This is a genomic window from Nocardiopsis sp. iso_237 (assembly GCF_056173345.1).
The window spans coordinates 4,355,361-4,373,943 of record NZ_CM149669.1 but is presented as its reverse complement, the minus strand read 5'-3'; the positions used below and the strand labels follow the sequence as shown (position 1 = coordinate 4,373,943).

Genomic DNA, 18,583 nt, shown 5'->3' with positions numbered 1-18,583 from the left:
ACCCAGGTGGGGGCGGCCCTTCCTCGTGTCAGCGGGCCGGACCGCGGGTGGCGGCGGTGGCCCGCAGCAGGTCACGCACCAGGTCGAGGTCGACCGCCCCGGGGTTGCGGAAGCGCAGGCACCCCTTGCCCATGTCCTGGCCCGCGAGCCGGTCGGCGAGGGCGGCGGTGACGTCCTCGCGCATCAGGTAGACGGAGACGTACCGCTTCTGGCGGGCGAAACCCACCTCCAGGACCCCGTCCCTGCGGTAGCCGGGCATCCCGTACGCCATCACCTCCTCGAACCCCGGGAGTTCGGCCCGGCACAGGTCCCGGAGGCGGCTCAGCACGGCCCGGTCGGGTTCGGGAAGTTCCGCCAGATAGGCGTCCACATCGACTGCGTTGCTGCTCACCATGGGTCAAGGCTACGTACCGGGGGCTAGGGTTGCCTGGTACCCGCCGCGGGCGGGGACCAGTTGAGGAGGCGACGTGTTCGACATCCACCCGGCCACCCCCGACGACGCCGGTGAGATCTTCACCCTGCAACGTGCCGCCTACGTGGACGAGGCCCAGGCCTACGGGGACCCGTTCATCCTGCCGCTCACCGAAGGGCTGACCCGGATCGAGAAGCTGCTCTCCGACGCCGACGCCGTGGTGCTCAAGGCCGTGGTCGGGCACCGGCTGGTCGGGGCGGTCCGGGCCGGGATCACCGAGACCACCGGGGTGGTGGGCCGTCTGGTGGTCGCACCGGACATGCGTCGGAGGGGGATCGCCGGGGCGCTGCTGGTCCGGGTCGAGGACGACCTGCGCGAGCGCAGGCCCGAACTGACGGCGCTCACCCTGTTCACGGGGGCGCAGAGCCCGAAGAACCAGCGCCTGTACCGCACCCTCGGGTACGCGGAGACCCACCGTGAGCGGGTCGCGGAGCACCTGGTGATGGTGCACATGCGCAAGGAACTGGACCGGGTGGGGGCGGGGTCGGCGTGACGCCTCCCGGCCGCGCCCCCTAGGGTGTGGCCCATGCTGAAAGTGGGCCTCACCGGCGGTATCGGTTCGGGCAAGAGCGCGGTCGCGTCCGCGCTGTCCTCCTACGGCGCCGTGGTGATCGACGCCGACGCCATCGCCCGTGAGGTGGTCGCGCCCGGGACGCCGGGGCTGGCCGAGGTGGTCACCGCGTTCGGAGAGCGGGTGCTCGCCGCCGACGGAAGCCTGGACCGGCCCGCGCTGGGCGAGATCGTCTTCGCTGACGAGGACCGCCTGGCCAGCCTCAACGCCATCGTCCACCCCCGGGTGGCCGAGCGCAGCGGACGGCTGATGGCGGAGGCCGAGGCCTCCGGCGCCAGGGTGGTGGTCTACGACGTGCCCCTCCTGGTGGAGAACGGGCTGGAGTCCCTCTACGACGTGGTGGTCGTGGTGGACACCCCCGACGACCTCCGGGTCGAGCGGGTCTCACGGGACCGGGGCATGCCCCCCGAGCAGGTGCGGGCCCGGATCGCCGCCCAGGCCGACCGGGCGACCCGCCTCGCCGCCGCCGACCTGGTGGTGGACAACTCCGGAACCCGTGAGGACCTCGACGCCCGTGTGGCGGAGCTGTGGGGCGAACTCCTGGAGCGCGCCGCCTAGGAACCCCGCGACCCCGCACCACCCCTCGGCGGCGCTCCGTGCCCTCTCCGGGGCCCTGGGTGTCCACGAAGCGCCCCGCGGAAGCGTGTGGCGGACCGTGTACGCACCGGTGACGACGATCCGGCCTGGGCCCGTTGGGGAGCTTTCCGGGACGTCGGGATGTCGTGGGCGGTCTGTAGCGTTGGGGGTAGGGACACGTGGGCGAGGGAGCGGCCCGACGTTCGTAGGGGAGAAGAGGGCAAGTGCGACCGGTCAGTGACATCAAGCGCAGCGAGGCACCCTTCGAGGTCGTCTCGGAGATGACCCCGGCGGGGGACCAGCCCCGGGCGATCGAGCAGATCACCAAGAGGGTGCGGGAGGGCGACCAGCACACGGTGCTGCTGGGCGCGACCGGTACGGGCAAGACGGCCACTGTGGCGTGGACGGTGGAACAGCTCCAGCGCCCCACGCTGGTGATGCAGCCCAACAAGACCCTGGCGGCGCAGTTCGCCAACGAGTTGCGGCAGATGCTGCCGAACAACGCCGTCGAGTACTTCGTCTCCTACTACGACTACTACCAGCCCGAGGCCTACGTCCCGCAGAGCGACACCTACATCGAGAAGGACTCCTCGATCAACGACGAGGTGGAGCGGCTGCGGCACTCCGCGACCAACTCCCTGCTCACCCGGCGGGACACGATCGTGGTGGCGTCCGTGTCGTGCATCTACGGTCTGGGCACCCCGCAGGAGTACGTGGACCGCATGGCCCAGCTCGCGGTCGGCATGGAGGTCGACCGCGACGACCTGCTGCGCCGACTGGTGGAGATGCAGTACACGCGCAACGACGTGGCGTTCACGCGGGGGACGTTCCGGGTGCGCGGGGACACCATCGAGATCATCCCGGTCTACGAGGAGCTGGCGATCCGCATCGAGATGTTCGGTGACGAGATCGAGCGGCTGCTCACGCTGCACCCCCTGACCGGCGAGGTGCTGGGGGAGAGCGAGGAGATGTTCATCTTCCCGGCCTCCCACTACGTGGCCGGTGAGGAGCGCACCGAACGGGCGATCGGCACGATCGAGGCGGAGCTGGGCGAGCGGCTGGCCGAGCTGGAGGGCCAGGGCAAGCTGCTGGAGGCACAGCGGCTGCGGATGCGCACCACCCACGACCTGGAGATGATGCGCCAGCTCGGCACCTGCTCGGGGATCGAGAACTACTCGCGGCACTTCGACGGCCGTGACCCGGGCAGCGCTCCCAACACGCTGCTGGACTACTTCCCCGAGGACTTCCTCCTGGTCCTGGACGAGTCGCACGTGACGGTCCCGCAGATCGGCGCCATGTACGAGGGCGACGCGGCGCGCAAGCGCACCCTGGTCGACCACGGCTTCCGGCTGCCGTCGGCCATGGACAACCGGCCGCTGAAGTGGGAGGAGTTCACGAAGCGGATCGGGCAGTCGGTCTACCTGTCTGCCACGCCGGGCAAGTACGAGCTGCGCCAGTCCGGCGGGGACGTGGTCGAGCAGGTCATCCGCCCGACCGGGCTGGTCGACCCCCAGGTGGTGGTCAAGCCGACCGACGGGCAGATCGACGACCTGGTGCACGAGATCCGCGAGCGGGCGGAGCGCTCCGAGCGGGTCCTGGTGACCACGCTGACCAAGAAGATGGCCGAGGACCTCACGGACTACTTCGCGGAGCTGGGCATCCGGGTGCGGTACCTGCACAGCGAGGTGGACACGCTGCGCCGGGTGGAGCTCCTGCGTGAGCTGCGGGTGGGTGAGTTCGACGTCCTGGTCGGCATCAACCTGCTGCGTGAGGGCCTGGACCTGCCGGAGGTGTCGTTGGTGGCGATCCTGGACGCGGACAAGGAGGGCTTCCTGCGTTCGGAGACCTCGCTGATCCAGACGATCGGCCGCGCGGCGCGCAACGTGGACGGCCAGGTGCACATGTACGCGGACAACGTCACGGACTCCATGCGGGCGGCGATCGACGAGACCACGCGGCGCCGGGACAAGCAGCTGGCGTACAACGCGGAGCACGGGATCGACCCGACGCCGCTGCGCAAGCAGATCGCGGACATCCTGGACACCCTGAACCGCGAGGACGTGGACACCGAGGAGCTCATGTCGACCGGCTACCGCCAGGGCGCCCAGACGTCCAGGGCCCCGGTGCCCGCGCTGGGCGAGCGCGCGGACGTGGCGAACATGCCGCGCGCGGAGCTGGCCGGGCTGATCGACCAGTTGAGCACGCAGATGCACCAGGCGGCGACCGACCTCCAGTTCGAGCTCGCGGCCCGGCTGCGGGACGAGATCGGTGAGCTGAAGCGGGAGCTCCGGGGGATGGACGCGGCCGGGTTGAAGTGACCCCGGCGGGTGCCGGTAGGGTGCCGTTCAGGCCCCGTGGTGCGGGGGTTCCGAGCGCGGAATCCCCACGGTGAGCACGGTTCCCGTCTCGAATCGGGCACGATCCCAGTACGGTTGGGTCGCATAGTTACCTTCACGTGACATATTCTTGTGCTTTGCGTAAGTCGAATGTCGCTTTTGCCTTTTTCGGGTGTGGGGGAGTTCATGGTCAGTCGGGTTCTGGGCGTCGCGGGTGCCGCGGTGCTGACGGGTCTCCTGGTGGCCGGGTGCGGGATCGACCGGGGCGGTGAGGACCCGGAGGAGATCGCGCCCACCCCCGACCTCGGGCAGGGGCCGGAGGAGGAGCCGGTGGACGGTGTCTCCAACGACGAGGTGATCGTGGTGGTCGACGACGGAGTCGAGGTGCACGAGGACTGCGCCAACCGCGAGGTCGTGGTCAAGGCCGACGACGCCGTCGTGATACTGGACGGCGACTGCGGACTGGTCCGCGCCACCGGGCGCAACTCCGTCGTCGAGGTGGGCACCGCCGAGAAGATCGTCCTCGTGGGCGTGGACAACCAGGTCTCCTTCGCCTCCGGGGACCCCGAGGTGATCAACCACGGGCGCAACACCACCGTCAGCGAGGGCGGCACCGCCAGCCCCGAGCCCGAGTAGGACCCCGAGGTGGAGGGCCTCCCCGCCCTCACGGCGCGAACCCCCGTCCGTTACCGTGGTGCCCGTTCGCGCACCGTGTCAGCGTGCCCGAGGCCTCTGCCGGTGGCGGCGACCGGAGACGGAAGGGCCCGTGTTCTCCGGCTTCCGTTCACCCGTACCGCTTCGAGGAGGTACGGTCGATCCTGTCCCGACACGTCGGGTGGTTCGGACGACGTTCCGGTGCCCCCTGCGGGTGCCGAGACACGACCGCACCCGTCAGTCCGGTCGGGGCACGCTCTTGACGAATGGAGGGGTGGGGCGGGTGAGTGGTTATGTCGCTCGGGTGCGGCATGATGAGTCGCCTGGCGGCGACATCGGACTCGATCCGCTGGTGCACTCCGCTGCCCAGCGCTGGGCGGAGTCGGACCCCCTGCTGCCCGAACCCGTGGGGTTCGCGGCCAACTCCTACCCCCTGCTGACCGTCAGCGACGAGGACGGCCGCACCGTCGCCGCGGGCAGCATGCACTACACCTGGTACCAGCCGGGCGAGGTGGGCCGCATCTGGGGCGTGCCCGACCAGCACTGGCTCACCCCCATCGTCGGCGGACCCGAACCCGCCCGCGCCCTGGACTCCCTGCTGACCAGCTGGCGCGACCAGATCGAGGACCTGCCCACGGGCACCGGCTCGGAGTCGGCCGCCCTGGTGAGCTGGCCCGCGCGCGACGTCGCCGGGATCATCCCGCTGCAACGCCACGGCCTCCAGCCCTACACCGTGCTCGCCGCCCGCCAGCGCCGCCGTGGCGTGCCGCCCTCGCTGCCCCCGCGCGACGTCGCCATCCGGCTGGCCGACATCAGCGACCTGACCCAGGTGGTGGGTCTGCTCATGGAGGAGCACCGCTACGAGCAGCACTTCGGCGGGGTGTTCCTCCAGCCCGACACCGCCGAGCAGACCCGCAAGGTCGCGGCGCGGGCGCTCAACCGTTCGCGTTCGTGGATCTGGTTGGCCGAGCGCCGGGGCCGGGCCGTGGGGCTGCTGTGGGTGTCGCCGCCCGAACGCTCCCGCTGGGCGAAGTCCCTGGTGCGGGCGCGCCCGATCGCGCACATCGGGTACGGGGTGGTCTCGGCCGCCGAGCGCGGCCGCGGGATCGGCACCGCCCTGGTGAGCCAGGCGCACCAGGCGCTGGACAGCCACGGTGTGGGGGTGTCGGTGCTCAACTACGCCGCCATGAACCCGCTCTCCGGGCCGTTCTGGCACCGGATGGGCTACCGCCCGGTGTGGACGACCTGGGAGGTCCGTCCCGCTCTCGCCCTGCGCTGACCCGGGTACGCGCCTCCGAACGACCGCCGCCCCGGTGACGGAGTTCACCTCGCGGGCTGGCTAGCCTGGGCGCGCAAGCGCAGTGTGGCGTGGAGAGGTGGAGCCGATGAGCGCGGACGACCGCGGACCCGAGGGTGCCGAGCACGTGGAGATCGTGGAGGTGGGGCCGCGTGACGGCCTCCAGAACGAGTCCACCGTGCTGTCGGTCGAGGACCGGGTGGAGCTGATCGACCGGGCCGTGGCCGCCGGGGTACGGCGGATCGAGGCGGTCAGCTTCGTCCATCCCAGGCGGGTGCCGCAGATGGCCGGGGCCGAGGAGGTCATGGCCGGGGTCACACGGGTGCCCGGGGTGTCCTTCATCGGTCTGGCGCTCAACCGGCGCGGCCTGGACCGGGCGTTGGAGGCCGGGGTGTCCGAGGTCAACGTGGCGGTTCCGGCCACGGACGGGTTCAGCACCCGCAACCAGGGCAGCACCGTCGACGCGATGCTGGACTCCCTGGTGGAGATGGACCGGGCGCTGGAGGGCACGGGGGTGCCGTTGAGCGTCACGGTCTCCACTGCCTTCGGGTGCCCCTTCGACGGAGAGGTCGCGCCGGAGCGGGTGGTGGAGGTGGTCCGCCGGATCGCGGACACCGGGGCCGTGGAGATCGCGCTGGCCGACACGATCGGCGTGGGCGTCCCCGCCCAGGTGCGCGACCTGCTGCGTCGCACCGCCGAGGTGGCGGGCGGGCGGACCCTGCGCTGTCATTTCCACAACACCCGCAACACCGGCTACGCGAACGCCCTGGCCGCGGTGGAGGAGGGGGTCCGGGTCCTGGACTCCAGCCTGGGCGGCTTCGGCGGGTGCCCGTTCGCCCCCGCCGCCACGGGCAACATCGGCACCGAGGACCTGCTGTACATGCTGCACCGCAGCGGCCTGCGCACCGGGGTGAGCCTGTCCGGAGCGGCCGCGCTGGGTGACTGGATGGGGGAGCGGCTCGGTAAGCGGCCGCCCGCCTACCTCGGGCGCGCGGGGGGCTTCCCCGCCTGACCGCGGCCCCGTCGTCCGCCCGTGTCCGAGTCCCGCCTGTCGGGTGCGCGGCGGTGTTGCCTTCGCCACCCGGCGGGCGACGGGCCGCGCCGGAGTCCCCTGCCACCAGGGGTTCGCGGTAACCGTGCAGGTGGGGATGGGGAACACCGGGGGTCGAGTGGACGTTCCCAGGTGTGGGCGAACGAGGGGCCTGTTATTCTGGTGCCCCGTGGAGTCCGACGCGCTGGAACGGCATCGCCGCCGCTCGGATCCGGACCGCCGCACGGCCGCCCAGCTCGCCCGAGCCAGCCGTAGCCACTCAAACCACGGGAGCAACACTTTGGCATTCGCCGCGAGTACCAAGCACCTTTTCGTTACTGGCGGCGTCGCCTCCAGTCTTGGCAAGGGCCTGACCGCCTCCAGCCTGGGACGACTCCTGAAGTCGCGTGGGCTTCGGGTCACCATGCAGAAGCTGGACCCCTACCTCAACGTCGATCCCGGAACGATGAACCCGTTCCAGCACGGTGAGGTCTTCGTGACCGACGACGGCGCCGAGACCGACCTGGACGTCGGCCACTACGAGCGCTTCCTCGACGTCGAGCTCTCCGCCTCGGCCAACGTCACCACCGGGCAGATCTACTCCAGCGTCATCGCCAAGGAGCGCCAGGGCGCCTACCTCGGTGACACCGTGCAGGTCATCCCGCACATCACCAACGAGATCAAGTCGCGCATCTACGCGATGGACGCGCCCGACGTCGACATCGTCATCACCGAGATCGGCGGCACCGTCGGCGACATCGAGTCGCAGCCCTTCCTCGAGGCCGTCCGCCAGATCCGGCACGAGATCGGCCGGGAGAACTGCTTCTTCCTGCACGTCTCCCTCATCCCCTTCCTCGGCCCGTCCGGCGAGATGAAGACCAAGCCCACCCAGCACTCGGTCGCCGCCCTGCGCAGCATCGGCATCCAGCCCGACGCCATCGTGTGCCGCTCCGACCGGCCCATCACGCAGAGCCTGAAGTCCAAGATCAGCCTCATGTGCGACGTGGACGAGGCGGGCGTGGTCTCCACCCCCGACGCCCCCTCCATCTACGACATCCCCAAGGTCCTGCACCGCGAGGGCCTGGACGCCTACGTCGTCCGCCGTCTCGGCATGCCCTTCCGCGACGTCGACTGGACCGAGTGGGACGAGCTGCTGCGCCGCGTGCACCAGCCCGACCACGAGGTCACCATCGCCATGGTCGGCAAGTACATCGACCTGCCCGACGCCTACCTCTCGGTCAGCGAGGCCCTGCGCGCCGGCGGATTCGCCACCGACACGCGGGTGAACATCCGTTGGGTGGCCAGCGACAACTGCGCCAGCCCCTCCGGCGCGGCCGCCGAGCTCGACGGCGCGGACGGCATCCTCATCCCGGGCGGCTTCGGCGTGCGCGGCATCGAGGGCAAGCTCGGCGCGATCCGCTACGCCCGTGAGAAGGGCGTGCCGCTGCTCGGCATCTGCCTGGGTCTCCAGGGCATGGTCATCGAGTACGCGCGCAACGTGCTCGGCCTCGAGGGCGCCAACAGCCTGGAGTTCGACGACAAGGCGATCGACCCGGTCATCGCGACCATGGCCGACCAGGAGGACGTCGTCGCGGGCGACCGCGACATGGGCGGCACGATGCGGCTGGGCCTGTACCCGGCGGACCTGGGCGAGGGCACCCTGGCCCGCGACCTGTACGACGGCGCCGAGCAGGTCTCCGAGCGCCACCGCCACCGGTTCGAGGTCAACAACGCCTACCGGCCCAAGCTGGAGGAGGCGGGTCTGGTGTTCTCCGGCCTCTCCCCGGATGGCAAGCTGGTGGAGTACGTGGAACTGCCCCGGGACGTGCACCCGTTCTTCATCGCGACGCAGGCGCACCCGGAGCTGCGCTCCCGCCCGACCAACGCGAACCCGCTCTTCCGGGGCCTGATCTCCGCCTCGCTGGAGCACAAGGTCTCCTAGCGGCGACGACCAGGCGGGTGGGGCCCGAGCCTGAGAGGGGCCGCATGGCCAACCACACCCGCCCGGTCGAGGACGAGACGACGGGGGCGTTCGCGAAGGTGGCGGACGCCCCCGAGTCGTGGCCGGTGGAGCGGTCCGAGGAGCGGTACCGGGGCGCCAAGTGCTCGATGCGCACGGACTGGGTGGAGATGCCCGGCGCCCACGGTCAGGGCCGGACGGTGGCGGCCCGCGACTACATGGACCACCCGGGCGCCTCCGCGATCGTCGCCCTCGACGACCGGGGGCGGGTGCTCCTGCAACGCCAGTACCGGCACCCCACCCTGCACACGCTCTGGGAACTGCCCGCCGGTCTGATCGACGGTGACGGTGAGGGGCCGCTGGCCACCGCCCGCCGTGAGCTGGTGGAGGAGGCCTCGCTGCGCGCCGCCACCTGGCACAGACTCCCCGACTTCTACCCCAGCACGGGTTTCTCCAACGAGCGCATCCACGTCTTCCTCGCCCGCGACCTCACCGAGGTGCCGGAGGAGGAGATCGACTTCGTGCGCGAACACGAGGAGACCGACCTGGCCAGCGCGTGGCTGCCGCTGCCGGAGGCGGTGCGCGCCGTGATGGAGGGCCGACTGCACAACGGGGCGACGGTCATCGGGATCCTCGCCGCCCACACCGCGTCCCAGGACGGGTTCGCCTCCCTGCTCGCGGCCTCGGACGACTGAGCCGCGGGTGGGAACGGACGCAGTGGAGGAGGGACCGGGCCGGTCCGAGCTCGATGAGGGCCCCCTGGGCCGGGTCCGCGCCGCCTTCCTGGACCACCTGAGCGCCGAGCGGGCCCTGGCTGACAACACCCTGCTGGCCTACCGCCGTGACCTGTGGCGCTACGTCGAGTACCTGGACGGACAGGGTGTCACCGACCTCGCCGGGGCGACCCCCGGGCACGTCGGCGCGTTCCTGGCGGCCCTGCGCGACGGCGACGACGCCCACGCCCCGTTGAGCGCCTCCTCCGCCGGGCGGACGCTGGCCGCCGTGCGGGGGCTGCACCGGTTCGCGGTGCGTGAGGGGTGGGCCGGCACCGACCCGGCTGTCGAGGTCGCGCCGCCGTCGCCGCCCATGCGCCTGCCCAAGGCCGTGCCCCTGGACCAGGTGGAACGGTTGCTGGACGCGGCCGGTCCGGTGGCGGCTCCGGCCTCCGACGCGCGGGCCGACCTCCTGGCCCAGCGCGACCGCGCCCTGTTGGAGGTGCTGTACGGCACGGGTGCGCGGGTGTCGGAGGCGGTGGGTCTGGACGTGGACGACGTCGCGGAGGCGGTGGACGCGAACGGGTCGGTCGGCCTCGTGCGGTTTCGGGGCAAGGGCGGGAAGGAACGCCTGGTGCCGCTGGGTTCGTACGCGCGACGTGCCCTGTCCGGTTACCTGACGCTGGTGCGGCCGGTTCTGGCCGCTTCCGGTCGGGGCGGCCCGGCGCTGTTCCTGAACACGCGGGGTGGTCGGCTGACCCGGCAGGGCGGGTGGGTGCTGCTGTCGGCGGTGGCGGAGCGGGCCGGGGTCGAGGGTGTGTCGCCGCACACCCTGAGGCACTCCTTCGCGACCCACCTGATCGACGGCGGCGCGGACATCCGTGTGGTGCAGGAGCTGCTGGGGCACAGTTCGGTCACCACCACGCAGGTGTACACCCTGGTGACCGTGGAGCGGCTGCGTGAGGTGTACGCCTCCAGCCACCCGAGGGCGCGGCGCGGGCCGGAACCGGGGGGCCGGGGGTGAGGCGCGGGCGCCGCTCGCGGGGGAGGCCGCAGGCGTTCGGGACGAGTCCGACGTGTGTCGTGTGTACCCTTCTCCTACGAGAGAAATGGGTACGAGCGTGCGGTTCCTCCCGGTTGCAGAGGGTGGGGAATCCTGGTCGGATCATGTTGAAGTGCGCCGTGTCGTCGTTCTAGAGTCGCCGCACAGAGGTACGTTGCTGTCGACATATTGAGTTTCCGACGGCGGCCAGTCGTGGGAGACGTCAAGAGTCCCATCGGGCCGTGGCCGGTCCGTAGGGGAGGTCAAGGGTTGTGAACTGGTCGGAGAACGGCGAGGCGGCGAACACCGCACCCGTCGGCGAGGAGGGCTTCGCCGATCCGGTGAGCAACCCGTGGGGGACGACACGCAACACGGGGGCGGATCTGCACACCAAGAGACCCGTGCGTACATATCCGGAGCCAGCACCGCTCGACGAACACGGTCCGGCACGGATTGTAGCACTCTGTAACCAGAAGGGTGGGGTCGGTAAGACCACCACCACCATCAACCTCGGTGCCGCCATCGCGGAGTTCGGCAGGCGGGTACTGCTGGTCGACTTCGACCCGCAGGGCGCGCTGTCGGTGGGCCTGGGCCGACTGGACCCGCGCGAGCTGGACCTGACCGTCTACAACCTGCTCATGCAGCGTGACGTGACGGTCGAGGACGTCCTGCTCAAGACGGACATCGACGGTCTGGACCTCATTCCGAGCAACATCGACCTGTCGGCCGCCGAGGTGCAGCTGGTCGGGGAGGTGGCCCGTGAGCAGATGCTGGGACGCGCGCTGCGCCCGGTCATCAACGACTACGACGTCATCCTCATCGACTGCCAGCCGTCGCTGGGCCTGCTGACCGTCAACGCGCTGACCGCGGCGGACGGGGTCATCGTGCCGCTGGAGTGCGAGTTCTTCGCGCTGCGCGGTGTGGCCCTGCTGATGGACACCATCCAGAAGGTGCAGGAGCGCCTGAACGAGGACCTCGTCATCGACGGCTTCCTCGGCACCATGTACGACCCGCGCACCCTGCACGCCCGCGAGGTGCTGTCCACGATCGTGGACGGCTTCGGCGACAAGGTGTACGGCACGGTCATCAACCGCACCGTGCGCTTCCCGGACGCCACCGTGGCGGGCGAGCCCATCACCAGGTTCGACTCGTCCTCGGCCGGGGCCAACGCCTACCGGTCGCTGGCCAAGGAGGTGCTGGCGAGGTGGCCTCTCAGCGGTCACGACGTGTGACGCTACCCGGGGCGGACGAGCTGTTCTTCCGCCCCTCCGGTCCCGAAGAGGAACCGGTCGAGACCGAACGCCAGTACCAGGTACCGGAACAGGATCGACAGAGCACCACCGAGGCCTCGTCGGAGCGGCCCGCGCGCAAGTCGAACGGCAGGGGGCGGAGCAAGGTACGCCGCGCTCCGAAGCCGAGCGGGCGCCAACGCCACGACGAGAAGATCACCGTCTACGTCTCCGGGCCGGAGCTGCTGGCCCTGGAGCAGACCCGGCTCTCGCTGCGCGCGGAGCACGGGTTGTCGGCCGACCGCGGCCGCCTCGTGCGCGAGGCCGTCGCCGTGCTGCTCGCCGACTTCGAGGAGCACGGTTCCAGCAGCATGCTGGTACGCCGGCTGACCGAGGACTGACGTCTCCGGGCCGACCGCCGGGGGAGCGGACGGAGAGTCCGGGGACCGGGAGGTGAGGGTGTCACCGGCGGGTCCCAGCCGGTGACACCCTTGTGTCATGAGCGAGAAGACGTGGACCCGTCATGGTGACTGACCAGGAGGGCGCGCCGCCGGGGGCGGAGGGCGCCGACGAGGTCGACGAGAACGCCTTCCAGGTGCACCTGGACAACTTCGAGGGCCCCTTCGACCTGCTCCTCGGGCTGATCTCCAAGCACAAGCTGGACATCACCGAGGTGTCGCTGTCGAAGGTCACCGACGAGTTCATCGCGCACATCCGCAGGTTCGGCGACGACTGGGACCTGGACCAGGCCAGCAACTTCCTGCTGGTCGCGGCCACCCTGCTCGACCTCAAGGCCGCACGTCTGCTGCCGCGCGGCGACGTGGAGGACGAGGCGGACCTGGCGCTGCTGGAGGCGCGCGACCTGCTGTTCGCCCGGCTGCTCCAGTACCGTGCCTACAAGGAGGTCGCCTCCTTCATGCGCGAACGCCTGGCCACGCAGGGCCGCAGGTACGCGCGGGCGGTGCCGCTGGAGGAACGGTTCGCGGGGATGCGCCCGGACGTGCTGTTCAGGCTCGGCCCGGAGGAGTTCGCGGCCCTGGCGGGGCTGGTGTTCACGCCGAGGGAGCCGCCGAGCGTCTCGGTCACCCACATCCACCTGACCAAGACCTCCGTCAAGGAGCAGGGTGAGCTGATGGTGGCCGAACTCCGTGAGCACGGCCAGCTGACGTTCGCCCAGCTGACGGCCGAGTGCGACGGTACCTTCGAGGTCGTCGCCCGGTTCCTGGCCCTGCTGGAGCTCTACCGGGCCGCGAACGTGGGCTTCGACCAGCCCGTTCCGCTGGGGGAGCTGACCGTGACCTGGACCGGCGGCGACGAGGACGTCGAGCTGGAGTCCGACTACGACGACGCGGCACCGACCGCCGAGACGACACCGGGGGAGCAGTGATGACCGCAGAGCACACCGCCGAGGCGGAGGACCTCTCCGCACCCCCGGGCCTGCGCCGCGACCTGGAGGCGGTGCTGATGGTGGTCGACCAGCCGGTGTCCGAGTACGACCTGGCCCGTGCCATGGACGTACCGTTGGAGCTGGTGACCCGCACCCTGGAGGAGCTCTCCCGGGAATACACCGAACAGGGGCGTGGTTTCGACCTACGGGCGGTGGCCGAGGGGTGGCGTGTGTACACGCGCCCCGAGTGCGCCGACATCGTCGAGCACTTCCTCAGGGAGGGGCAGGAGGTGCGGCTCACGCAGGCCGCACTGGAGACGATGGCCGTCGTCGCCTACCGCCAGCCGGTCTCACGTGGCAGGGTCTCCGCCGTGCGCGGGGTCAACTGCGACGGGGTTATGCGTACCCTCGTACTGAGGGGCCTGATCGAAGAGGCCGGACACGATTCCGAGTCCGGTGCGCTGCTGTATCGGACCACTTCCTATTTCCTGGAACGGCTGGGCCTGCGTGGCCTGGACGAGCTGCCTGATCTGGCGCCGTTCCTCCCCGACGACATCGAAGGTCTTGACGACACCGGTGAGCACACCTAACAGAGAACGTTCCCGTGGTGAGCGGGACGGACACGCCCCGCGCGGTGAGCGCGGCGACTATGACAACCGCGGCGGCCGAGGCCCCCGCGACGACCGAGGCGGGAACGACCGCCGTGGCGGCGGACGCTACGACCGGGACGACCGTCCCCGTCGTGATGACAACCGTGGCGGCTACCAGGGCCGGGACGACCGTCCCCGCCGTGACGACAGCCGTGGCGGCTACCAGGGCCGGGACGACCGTCCCCGTCGCGAAGACAGCCGTGGCGGCTACCAGGGCCGGGACGACCGTCCCCGCCGTGACGACAGCCGTGGCGGCTACCAGGGTCGCGACGACCGTGGTGGTCGCTCCTACGACCGTCGCGACGACAACCGTGGCGGTCGCTTCGACCGCGACGACCGGCGCGGCGGCAACCAGAACCGCGACGACCGCGGGGGTCGCTCCTACGACCGCCGTGACGACAGCCGTGGTGGTTACCAGGGTCGCGACGACCGACGTGGTGGGTACCAGGGTCGCGACGACCGTGGTGGTCGCTCCTTCGACCGCCGTGACGACAGCCGCGGTGGCCGTCCGCAGGGTCGGGACGACCGTCCCCGCCGTGACGAGCGCGGACGCGACGACAACCGTGGCGGTCGCTTCGACCGCGACGACCGACGTGGTGGCTACCAGGGTCGCGACGACCGTGGGGGCCGTTCCTTCGACCGTCGTGACGACAACCGTGGTGGCCGTCCGCAGGGTCGGGACGACCGTCCCCGCCGTGACGACCGCAACCGTGACGACCGGCGCGGTGGTTTCCAGAACCGTGGCGACAGCCGTGGCGGCCGTTTCGACCGGGACGACCGTCCCCGTCGCGACGACCGCAACCGCGACGATCGCAACCGTGACGACCGGCGCGGTGGCTACCAGGGCGCCCGTGACGACAAGCGCGGCGGCTTCCGCGAGGAGCGTCCCCGCCGTGACGCCCAGGGGCGCCGCCTCCAGGGCCGTGACGACAAGCGCGGCGGCTACCAGCGCCGTGACGACAACCGCGGCGGCCGTCCCCAGGGCCGTGACGACCGGGCACGCCGTGACCCGGACCAGCGTCCGGCCCGCCGCGACCACGAGCCCGTCCGTGACGTCAAGAGCGAGAGCCAGCTCTCCAAGGCGGCGCGCGAGCGTCTCCAGGCCCTGCGCGCGGACTTCAACCCGCGCGACGAGGACCGCCACGAGGGTGACTCCCGTGACACCTACACGGACGTCCCCGACGGCATCCGGCTCCAGAAGGCGCTGGCCGCGGCCGGTGTCGCCAGTCGTCGGGCCAGCGAGGAGATGATCGCGGCCGGTCGGGTCAGCGTCGACGGCCAGATCGTCAAGCGCTTCGGCGCCCGGGTCGACCCCGAGGCCTCGGAGATCCGTGTCGACGGCATGCGCGTGGTCACCGCCCCGGACAAGCTGTACTTCGCGCTGAACAAGCCGCGCGGCGTGGTCAGCACCATGTGGGACCCGGAGGGTCGCCCGACCCTGGCCGACTACGCCGGCCAGACCGACGAGCGCATCTTCCACGTGGGTCGGCTGGACACCGAGACCGAGGGTCTCATCCTGCTGACCAACGACGGTGACCTGGCCAACCGCCTCACGCACCCGCGTTACAAGGTCGTCAAGACCTACATCGCGAAGGTGCCGGGCCCGGTTCCGCACCGCGTGGTGCGCGAGATCCAGAAGGGTGTGGAGCTGGAGGACGGACCGGTCCAGGTCGACTCCTTCCGCGTGGTCGACAACGACGACACCCAGGCCATGGTGGAGATCCGTCTGCACGAGGGGCGCAAGCACATCGTGCGTCGCCTCATGGAGGCGGTGGGCCACCCGGTCGCGGACCTGGCCCGCACCCAGGTCGGTCCGATCGACCTCAACACCCTGCGTCTGGGCACCATGCGCGCGCTCAGCTCGCGTGAGGTCGGCGAACTCTACAAGGCCGCCGGTCTCTGACCCGGAGGTCTGTCGATACAGTTGACGGCGGTCGCGCCCCACTCGGGGAGCGGCCGCCGTCTCCTGTCTTCCCCGGGCGACGGCACCACCGACGAGGACGAAAGCGGGATCGAACGTGGCGGTACGGGCCATTCGCGGTGCGGTGCAGGTCGACGCGGACGAACGCGAGCAGGTGCTGGAGGCCACGACCGAACTGGTCTCCGAGGTGATGCGGCGCAACGGGCTCACCACCGACGACGTGATCAGCGTGCTGTTCACGGCCACTCCGGATCTGACCAGTGAGTTCCCCGCGCTGGCGGCGCGGGGTGTCGGTTTCACGGACGTCCCGCTGATGTGCGCGTCCGAGATCGACGTCCCCGGCGCCCTGCCGCGCGTGGTGCGGCTGATGGCCCATGTGGAGACCGACCTCCCGCGCGCCGAGGTCCAGCACGTCTACCTGCGCGGCGCCCAGGCACTGCGCCTGGACATCGCCCAGTAGCCGACCGCGGCGTCATCGCCGCCCGTCCGGGCCCCTCGCCGCGATCACGGCGGGAGGCCAGGTCAGGAGGTCGTACCCTGGGACCGTGCCCGCGACAGGCGTGGGCACGGTGACTCGGGGGAGTGCTGTGGGCGAGGAAGCGGCCGGGACGGGCCGGACGGAGCCGCGTCGGGTCACGGTGGTCGGGACCGGACTGATCGGAACGTCGATCGCCCTGGCCCTGCGCGCCCGCGACGTGGACGTCACGCTCAGCGACCCCGACCCCGCCTCCCTCCGCCTGGCCTGTGACCTCGGCGCCGGGCGCCCGCTGACGGAGGCCGGGGACGGTTCCCCTGTGGACGTCGCGGTGATCGCCGCTCCGCCCGCCGTGGTCCCGGAGGTGCTGCGCGACGTCCAGCAGCGCAAACTGGCCCAGGTGTACACCGACGCGGCCAGTGTGAAGACGAGTGTGCTGGAGGGCGCCGAGCGGCTCGGCTGCGACATGGCGACCTTCGTGCCCGGCCACCCCATGGGCGGCCGTGAGAAGCACGGTCCCGGCGCCGCCCGCGCCGACCTGTTCCTCGGCCGGTCCTGGGCGCTCTGCCCCACCCCGGAGGCCGACCACGGTTCCGTCGAGGCGGTGGCCGGTCTGGCCCGCATGTGCGGCGCGGACCCGCTGGTGCTGGACGCCCGCGCGCACGACCGCGCGGTGGCCCTGGTCTCGCACACCCCGCACGTGGCCGCCGCCGCGGTGGCCGCCCGGCTGCTCTCCGGTGACGGGGACGCGCTGACCCTGGCGGGTCAGGGGGTGCGCGACGTCACGCGGATCGCCGGAGGGGACCCGGTGATGTGGGAGGAGATCCTCACCCACAACGCGGGTCCGGTCGCGGAGGTGCTGCACGGGGTCGCCCGGGACCTGACCGCCGCCGCCGACGCCCTGCGGTCCTGGAGCGGTACCGGGCACGGAGCCACCTCCCGGGACGGCCTGGAACCCGTTCGCGACCTGTTGGCGCGCGGGCGTTCGGGGCAGGCCCGGATCCCCGGCAAGCACGGGACCGTCCGCCGCCCGGAGTACACCGTGATCCCCGTGGTCATCCCGGACGCACCCGGTGCCCTGGGCCGCCTGTTCGCGGCCGCCGCCACCGTCGGAGTGAACATCGAGGACGTGCGGATCGAGCACAGCCCCGGCCTGCCGCTGGGCGTGGCCGAGCTGTACGTGCTCCCGGAGGCCGTGGACACGTTGGCCGGCGAGCTGTCGGCCGACGGCTGGTCGGTGCACCCCGGCCTGTGACCCCGCCCCCGGGCACATGGTGCCGGGCGTGTCGGCGCGAAGGTAGGCTGAGGCGTCGGCGACAGCAGACGCCGACGCAGGCACAGTGATCTCGGGAGTCAGCAGCAGTGAGTGCGCAGGGCAAGGGCATCGTCATCGCCATCGACGGTCCCTCCGGGTCGGGCAAGTCGAGCACGGCCAGGGGTGTCGCCAAGGCGCGGGAGCTGCGCTACCTCGACACCGGAGCCATGTACCGGGCCCTGACCTGGTGGATGCTGGACAACGGCGTGGACGTCGAGGACGCCGCCGCGGTGGCCGCCAACGTCGAGCGCCCGGTCATCTCGATGGGCACCGACCCGTCCGCCCCCTCCGTGACGGTGGACGGTCGTGACGTGGCCGCCGAGATCCGCAGCAAGGAGGTCACCACCAGCGTCAGCGCCGTCTCGGCCGTGCCCGAGGCCCGTGAGCTGCTGGTGCGGACCCAGCGCGAGGTCATCGAGACCGCCCGCGTGGAGAGCGCCGGTATCGTGGTGGAGGGCCGTGACATCACGACGGTCGTCGCCCCCGACGCTCCCGTCAAGCTGTTCCTGACCGCCAGCGCCGAGGCGCGCGCGCAGCGGCGCAGCAAGGAGGTCCGGACCGTCGACGTCGCGGCGACCCAGGCCGACCTGGCCCGCCGGGACAAGCTCGACTCCAGCCGGGCCCACTCGCCGCTGACGCAGACCGCCGACGCCACCGAGCTCGACACCACCGGCCTCAGCCTCGACGAGGTCGTCGCCCTGGTCGTCAAGCTGGCCGACGAGGCCCGCGACAGCTAGCGCGGACCCGCCGGAGACGGCGGGAGGCCGGGGAGAGACCGGCCACACCACCCCCGTCAGGGGGAACACACGAACATCCACGGGGGTTGCCCCCCGTGGCAGGACACGGGCGCCCGCAGCGGCGCCCGTGGGTGATTCACGTGGCGATCGCGTCGAATCCTTCGACATCCTCGCGGCACGCATCCTGGGCGCGTGAGGACCTGGAACCGGGAGTACGA

General features: G+C 71.3%; 18 protein-coding genes. 17 read left to right on the top strand and 1 reads right to left on the bottom strand.

Annotated features, from left to right (window positions below):
• Positions 1 to 28: 28 nt before the first annotated feature.
• A complete protein-coding gene (locus AC0VYM_RS19920; protein WP_475454395.1) occupies positions 29 to 394 on the bottom strand; it encodes an iron chaperone in 366 nt (121 codons plus the stop codon).
• 73 nt (positions 395 to 467) lie between these two features.
• Here AC0VYM_RS19920 and AC0VYM_RS19915 point away from each other — a divergent pair, with 73 nt between their 5' ends.
• The 17 genes from AC0VYM_RS19915 to cmk all read left to right on the top strand — a co-directional run bounded on the left by AC0VYM_RS19915 (position 468) and on the right by cmk (position 18,365).
• Positions 468 to 965, top strand: coding sequence for a GNAT family N-acetyltransferase (locus AC0VYM_RS19915; RefSeq protein WP_475454393.1), 498 nt, complete (start codon positions 468 to 470; stop codon positions 963 to 965).
• A 33-nt stretch (positions 966 to 998) separates the two neighbouring features.
• Positions 999 to 1,601 (top strand): dephospho-CoA kinase, encoded by a 603-nt coding sequence (coaE, locus tag AC0VYM_RS19910; RefSeq protein WP_475454391.1) that lies wholly within the window; start codon positions 999 to 1,001, stop codon positions 1,599 to 1,601.
• A 242-nt stretch (positions 1,602 to 1,843) separates the two neighbouring features.
• Positions 1,844 to 3,937 carry an excinuclease ABC subunit UvrB gene (gene uvrB, locus AC0VYM_RS19905; RefSeq protein ID WP_475454389.1) on the top strand — a complete coding sequence of 698 codons (2,094 nt, stop codon included), beginning with the start codon at positions 1,844 to 1,846 and terminating at the stop codon, positions 3,935 to 3,937.
• Between the two features lie 204 nt (positions 3,938 to 4,141).
• On the top strand, positions 4,142 to 4,591 hold the full coding sequence (locus AC0VYM_RS19900; RefSeq protein WP_475454387.1) for a DUF3060 domain-containing protein: 450 nt from the start codon (positions 4,142 to 4,144) through the stop codon (positions 4,589 to 4,591).
• 301 nt (positions 4,592 to 4,892) lie between these two features.
• Positions 4,893 to 5,888 carry a GNAT family N-acetyltransferase gene (locus tag AC0VYM_RS19895; protein WP_475454385.1) on the top strand — a complete coding sequence of 332 codons (996 nt, stop codon included), beginning with the start codon at positions 4,893 to 4,895 and terminating at the stop codon, positions 5,886 to 5,888.
• A 106-nt stretch (positions 5,889 to 5,994) separates the two neighbouring features.
• Positions 5,995 to 6,918, top strand: coding sequence for a hydroxymethylglutaryl-CoA lyase (locus AC0VYM_RS19890; RefSeq protein ID WP_475454383.1), 924 nt, complete (start codon positions 5,995 to 5,997; stop codon positions 6,916 to 6,918).
• Positions 6,919 to 7,237: 319 nt separating this feature from the next.
• Positions 7,238 to 8,878: a CTP synthase gene (locus AC0VYM_RS19885; RefSeq protein WP_475454381.1), complete on the top strand. Its 1,641-nt coding sequence runs from the start codon at positions 7,238 to 7,240 to the stop codon at positions 8,876 to 8,878.
• 44 nt (positions 8,879 to 8,922) lie between these two features.
• Positions 8,923 to 9,591 carry an NUDIX domain-containing protein gene (locus tag AC0VYM_RS19880; RefSeq protein ID WP_475454379.1) on the top strand — a complete coding sequence of 223 codons (669 nt, stop codon included), beginning with the start codon at positions 8,923 to 8,925 and terminating at the stop codon, positions 9,589 to 9,591.
• Positions 9,592 to 9,613: 22 nt separating this feature from the next.
• Positions 9,614 to 10,633: a site-specific tyrosine recombinase XerD gene (locus AC0VYM_RS19875; protein ID WP_475463125.1), complete on the top strand. Its 1,020-nt coding sequence runs from the start codon at positions 9,614 to 9,616 to the stop codon at positions 10,631 to 10,633.
• A gap of 290 nt (positions 10,634 to 10,923) precedes the next feature.
• Positions 10,924 to 11,883, top strand: coding sequence for a ParA family protein (locus tag AC0VYM_RS19870; protein ID WP_475454377.1), 960 nt, complete (start codon positions 10,924 to 10,926; stop codon positions 11,881 to 11,883).
• Positions 11,880 to 12,281 carry a hypothetical protein gene (locus AC0VYM_RS19865; protein WP_475454375.1) on the top strand — a complete coding sequence of 134 codons (402 nt, stop codon included), beginning with the start codon at positions 11,880 to 11,882 and terminating at the stop codon, positions 12,279 to 12,281. The genes AC0VYM_RS19870 and AC0VYM_RS19865 overlap by 4 nt, the downstream gene beginning before the upstream one ends.
• A gap of 122 nt (positions 12,282 to 12,403) precedes the next feature.
• Positions 12,404 to 13,267 (top strand): segregation and condensation protein A, encoded by an 864-nt coding sequence (locus tag AC0VYM_RS19860; protein ID WP_475454373.1) that lies wholly within the window; start codon positions 12,404 to 12,406, stop codon positions 13,265 to 13,267.
• The gene (gene scpB, locus AC0VYM_RS19855) at positions 13,267 to 13,857 is read left to right on the top strand and encodes an SMC-Scp complex subunit ScpB (RefSeq protein WP_475454371.1); all 591 of its coding nucleotides are present in this window, start codon (positions 13,267 to 13,269) and stop codon (positions 13,855 to 13,857) included. Before AC0VYM_RS19860 ends, scpB begins: the two co-directional genes overlap by 1 nt.
• Positions 13,844 to 15,820 (top strand): pseudouridine synthase, encoded by a 1,977-nt coding sequence (locus AC0VYM_RS19850; RefSeq protein WP_475454369.1) that lies wholly within the window; start codon positions 13,844 to 13,846, stop codon positions 15,818 to 15,820. The genes scpB and AC0VYM_RS19850 overlap by 14 nt, the downstream gene beginning before the upstream one ends.
• A 115-nt stretch (positions 15,821 to 15,935) precedes the next feature.
• Entirely contained in the window at positions 15,936 to 16,298 is a 363-nt protein-coding gene (gene aroH, locus AC0VYM_RS19845; RefSeq protein WP_475454367.1) for a chorismate mutase, read from the top strand.
• A gap of 127 nt (positions 16,299 to 16,425) precedes the next feature.
• Positions 16,426 to 17,568, top strand: coding sequence for a prephenate dehydrogenase (locus AC0VYM_RS19840; protein ID WP_475454365.1), 1,143 nt, complete (start codon positions 16,426 to 16,428; stop codon positions 17,566 to 17,568).
• A 107-nt stretch (positions 17,569 to 17,675) separates the two neighbouring features.
• Positions 17,676 to 18,365: a (d)CMP kinase gene (cmk, locus tag AC0VYM_RS19835; RefSeq protein WP_475454363.1), complete on the top strand. Its 690-nt coding sequence runs from the start codon at positions 17,676 to 17,678 to the stop codon at positions 18,363 to 18,365.
• The last annotated feature ends 218 nt before the right edge of the window (positions 18,366 to 18,583 follow it).

Excerpts from the sequence above, each read along its gene's own strand:
- AC0VYM_RS19880 (WP_475454379.1), top strand. The coding sequence starts at position 8,923 with ATGGCCAACCACACCCGCCCGGTCGAGGACGAGACGACGGGGGCGTTC.
- AC0VYM_RS19890 (WP_475454383.1), top strand. The coding sequence starts at position 5,995 with ATGAGCGCGGACGACCGCGGACCCGAGGGTGCCGAGCACGTGGAGATC.
- AC0VYM_RS19860 (WP_475454373.1), top strand. The coding sequence starts at position 12,404 with ATGGTGACTGACCAGGAGGGCGCGCCGCCGGGGGCGGAGGGCGCCGAC.
- AC0VYM_RS19900 (WP_475454387.1), top strand. The coding sequence starts at position 4,142 with ATGGTCAGTCGGGTTCTGGGCGTCGCGGGTGCCGCGGTGCTGACGGGT.
- scpB (WP_475454371.1), top strand. The coding sequence starts at position 13,267 with ATGACCGCAGAGCACACCGCCGAGGCGGAGGACCTCTCCGCACCCCCG.
- coaE (WP_475454391.1), top strand. The coding sequence starts at position 999 with ATGCTGAAAGTGGGCCTCACCGGCGGTATCGGTTCGGGCAAGAGCGCG.
- AC0VYM_RS19920 (WP_475454395.1), bottom strand. The coding sequence starts at position 394 with ATGGTGAGCAGCAACGCAGTCGATGTGGACGCCTATCTGGCGGAACTT.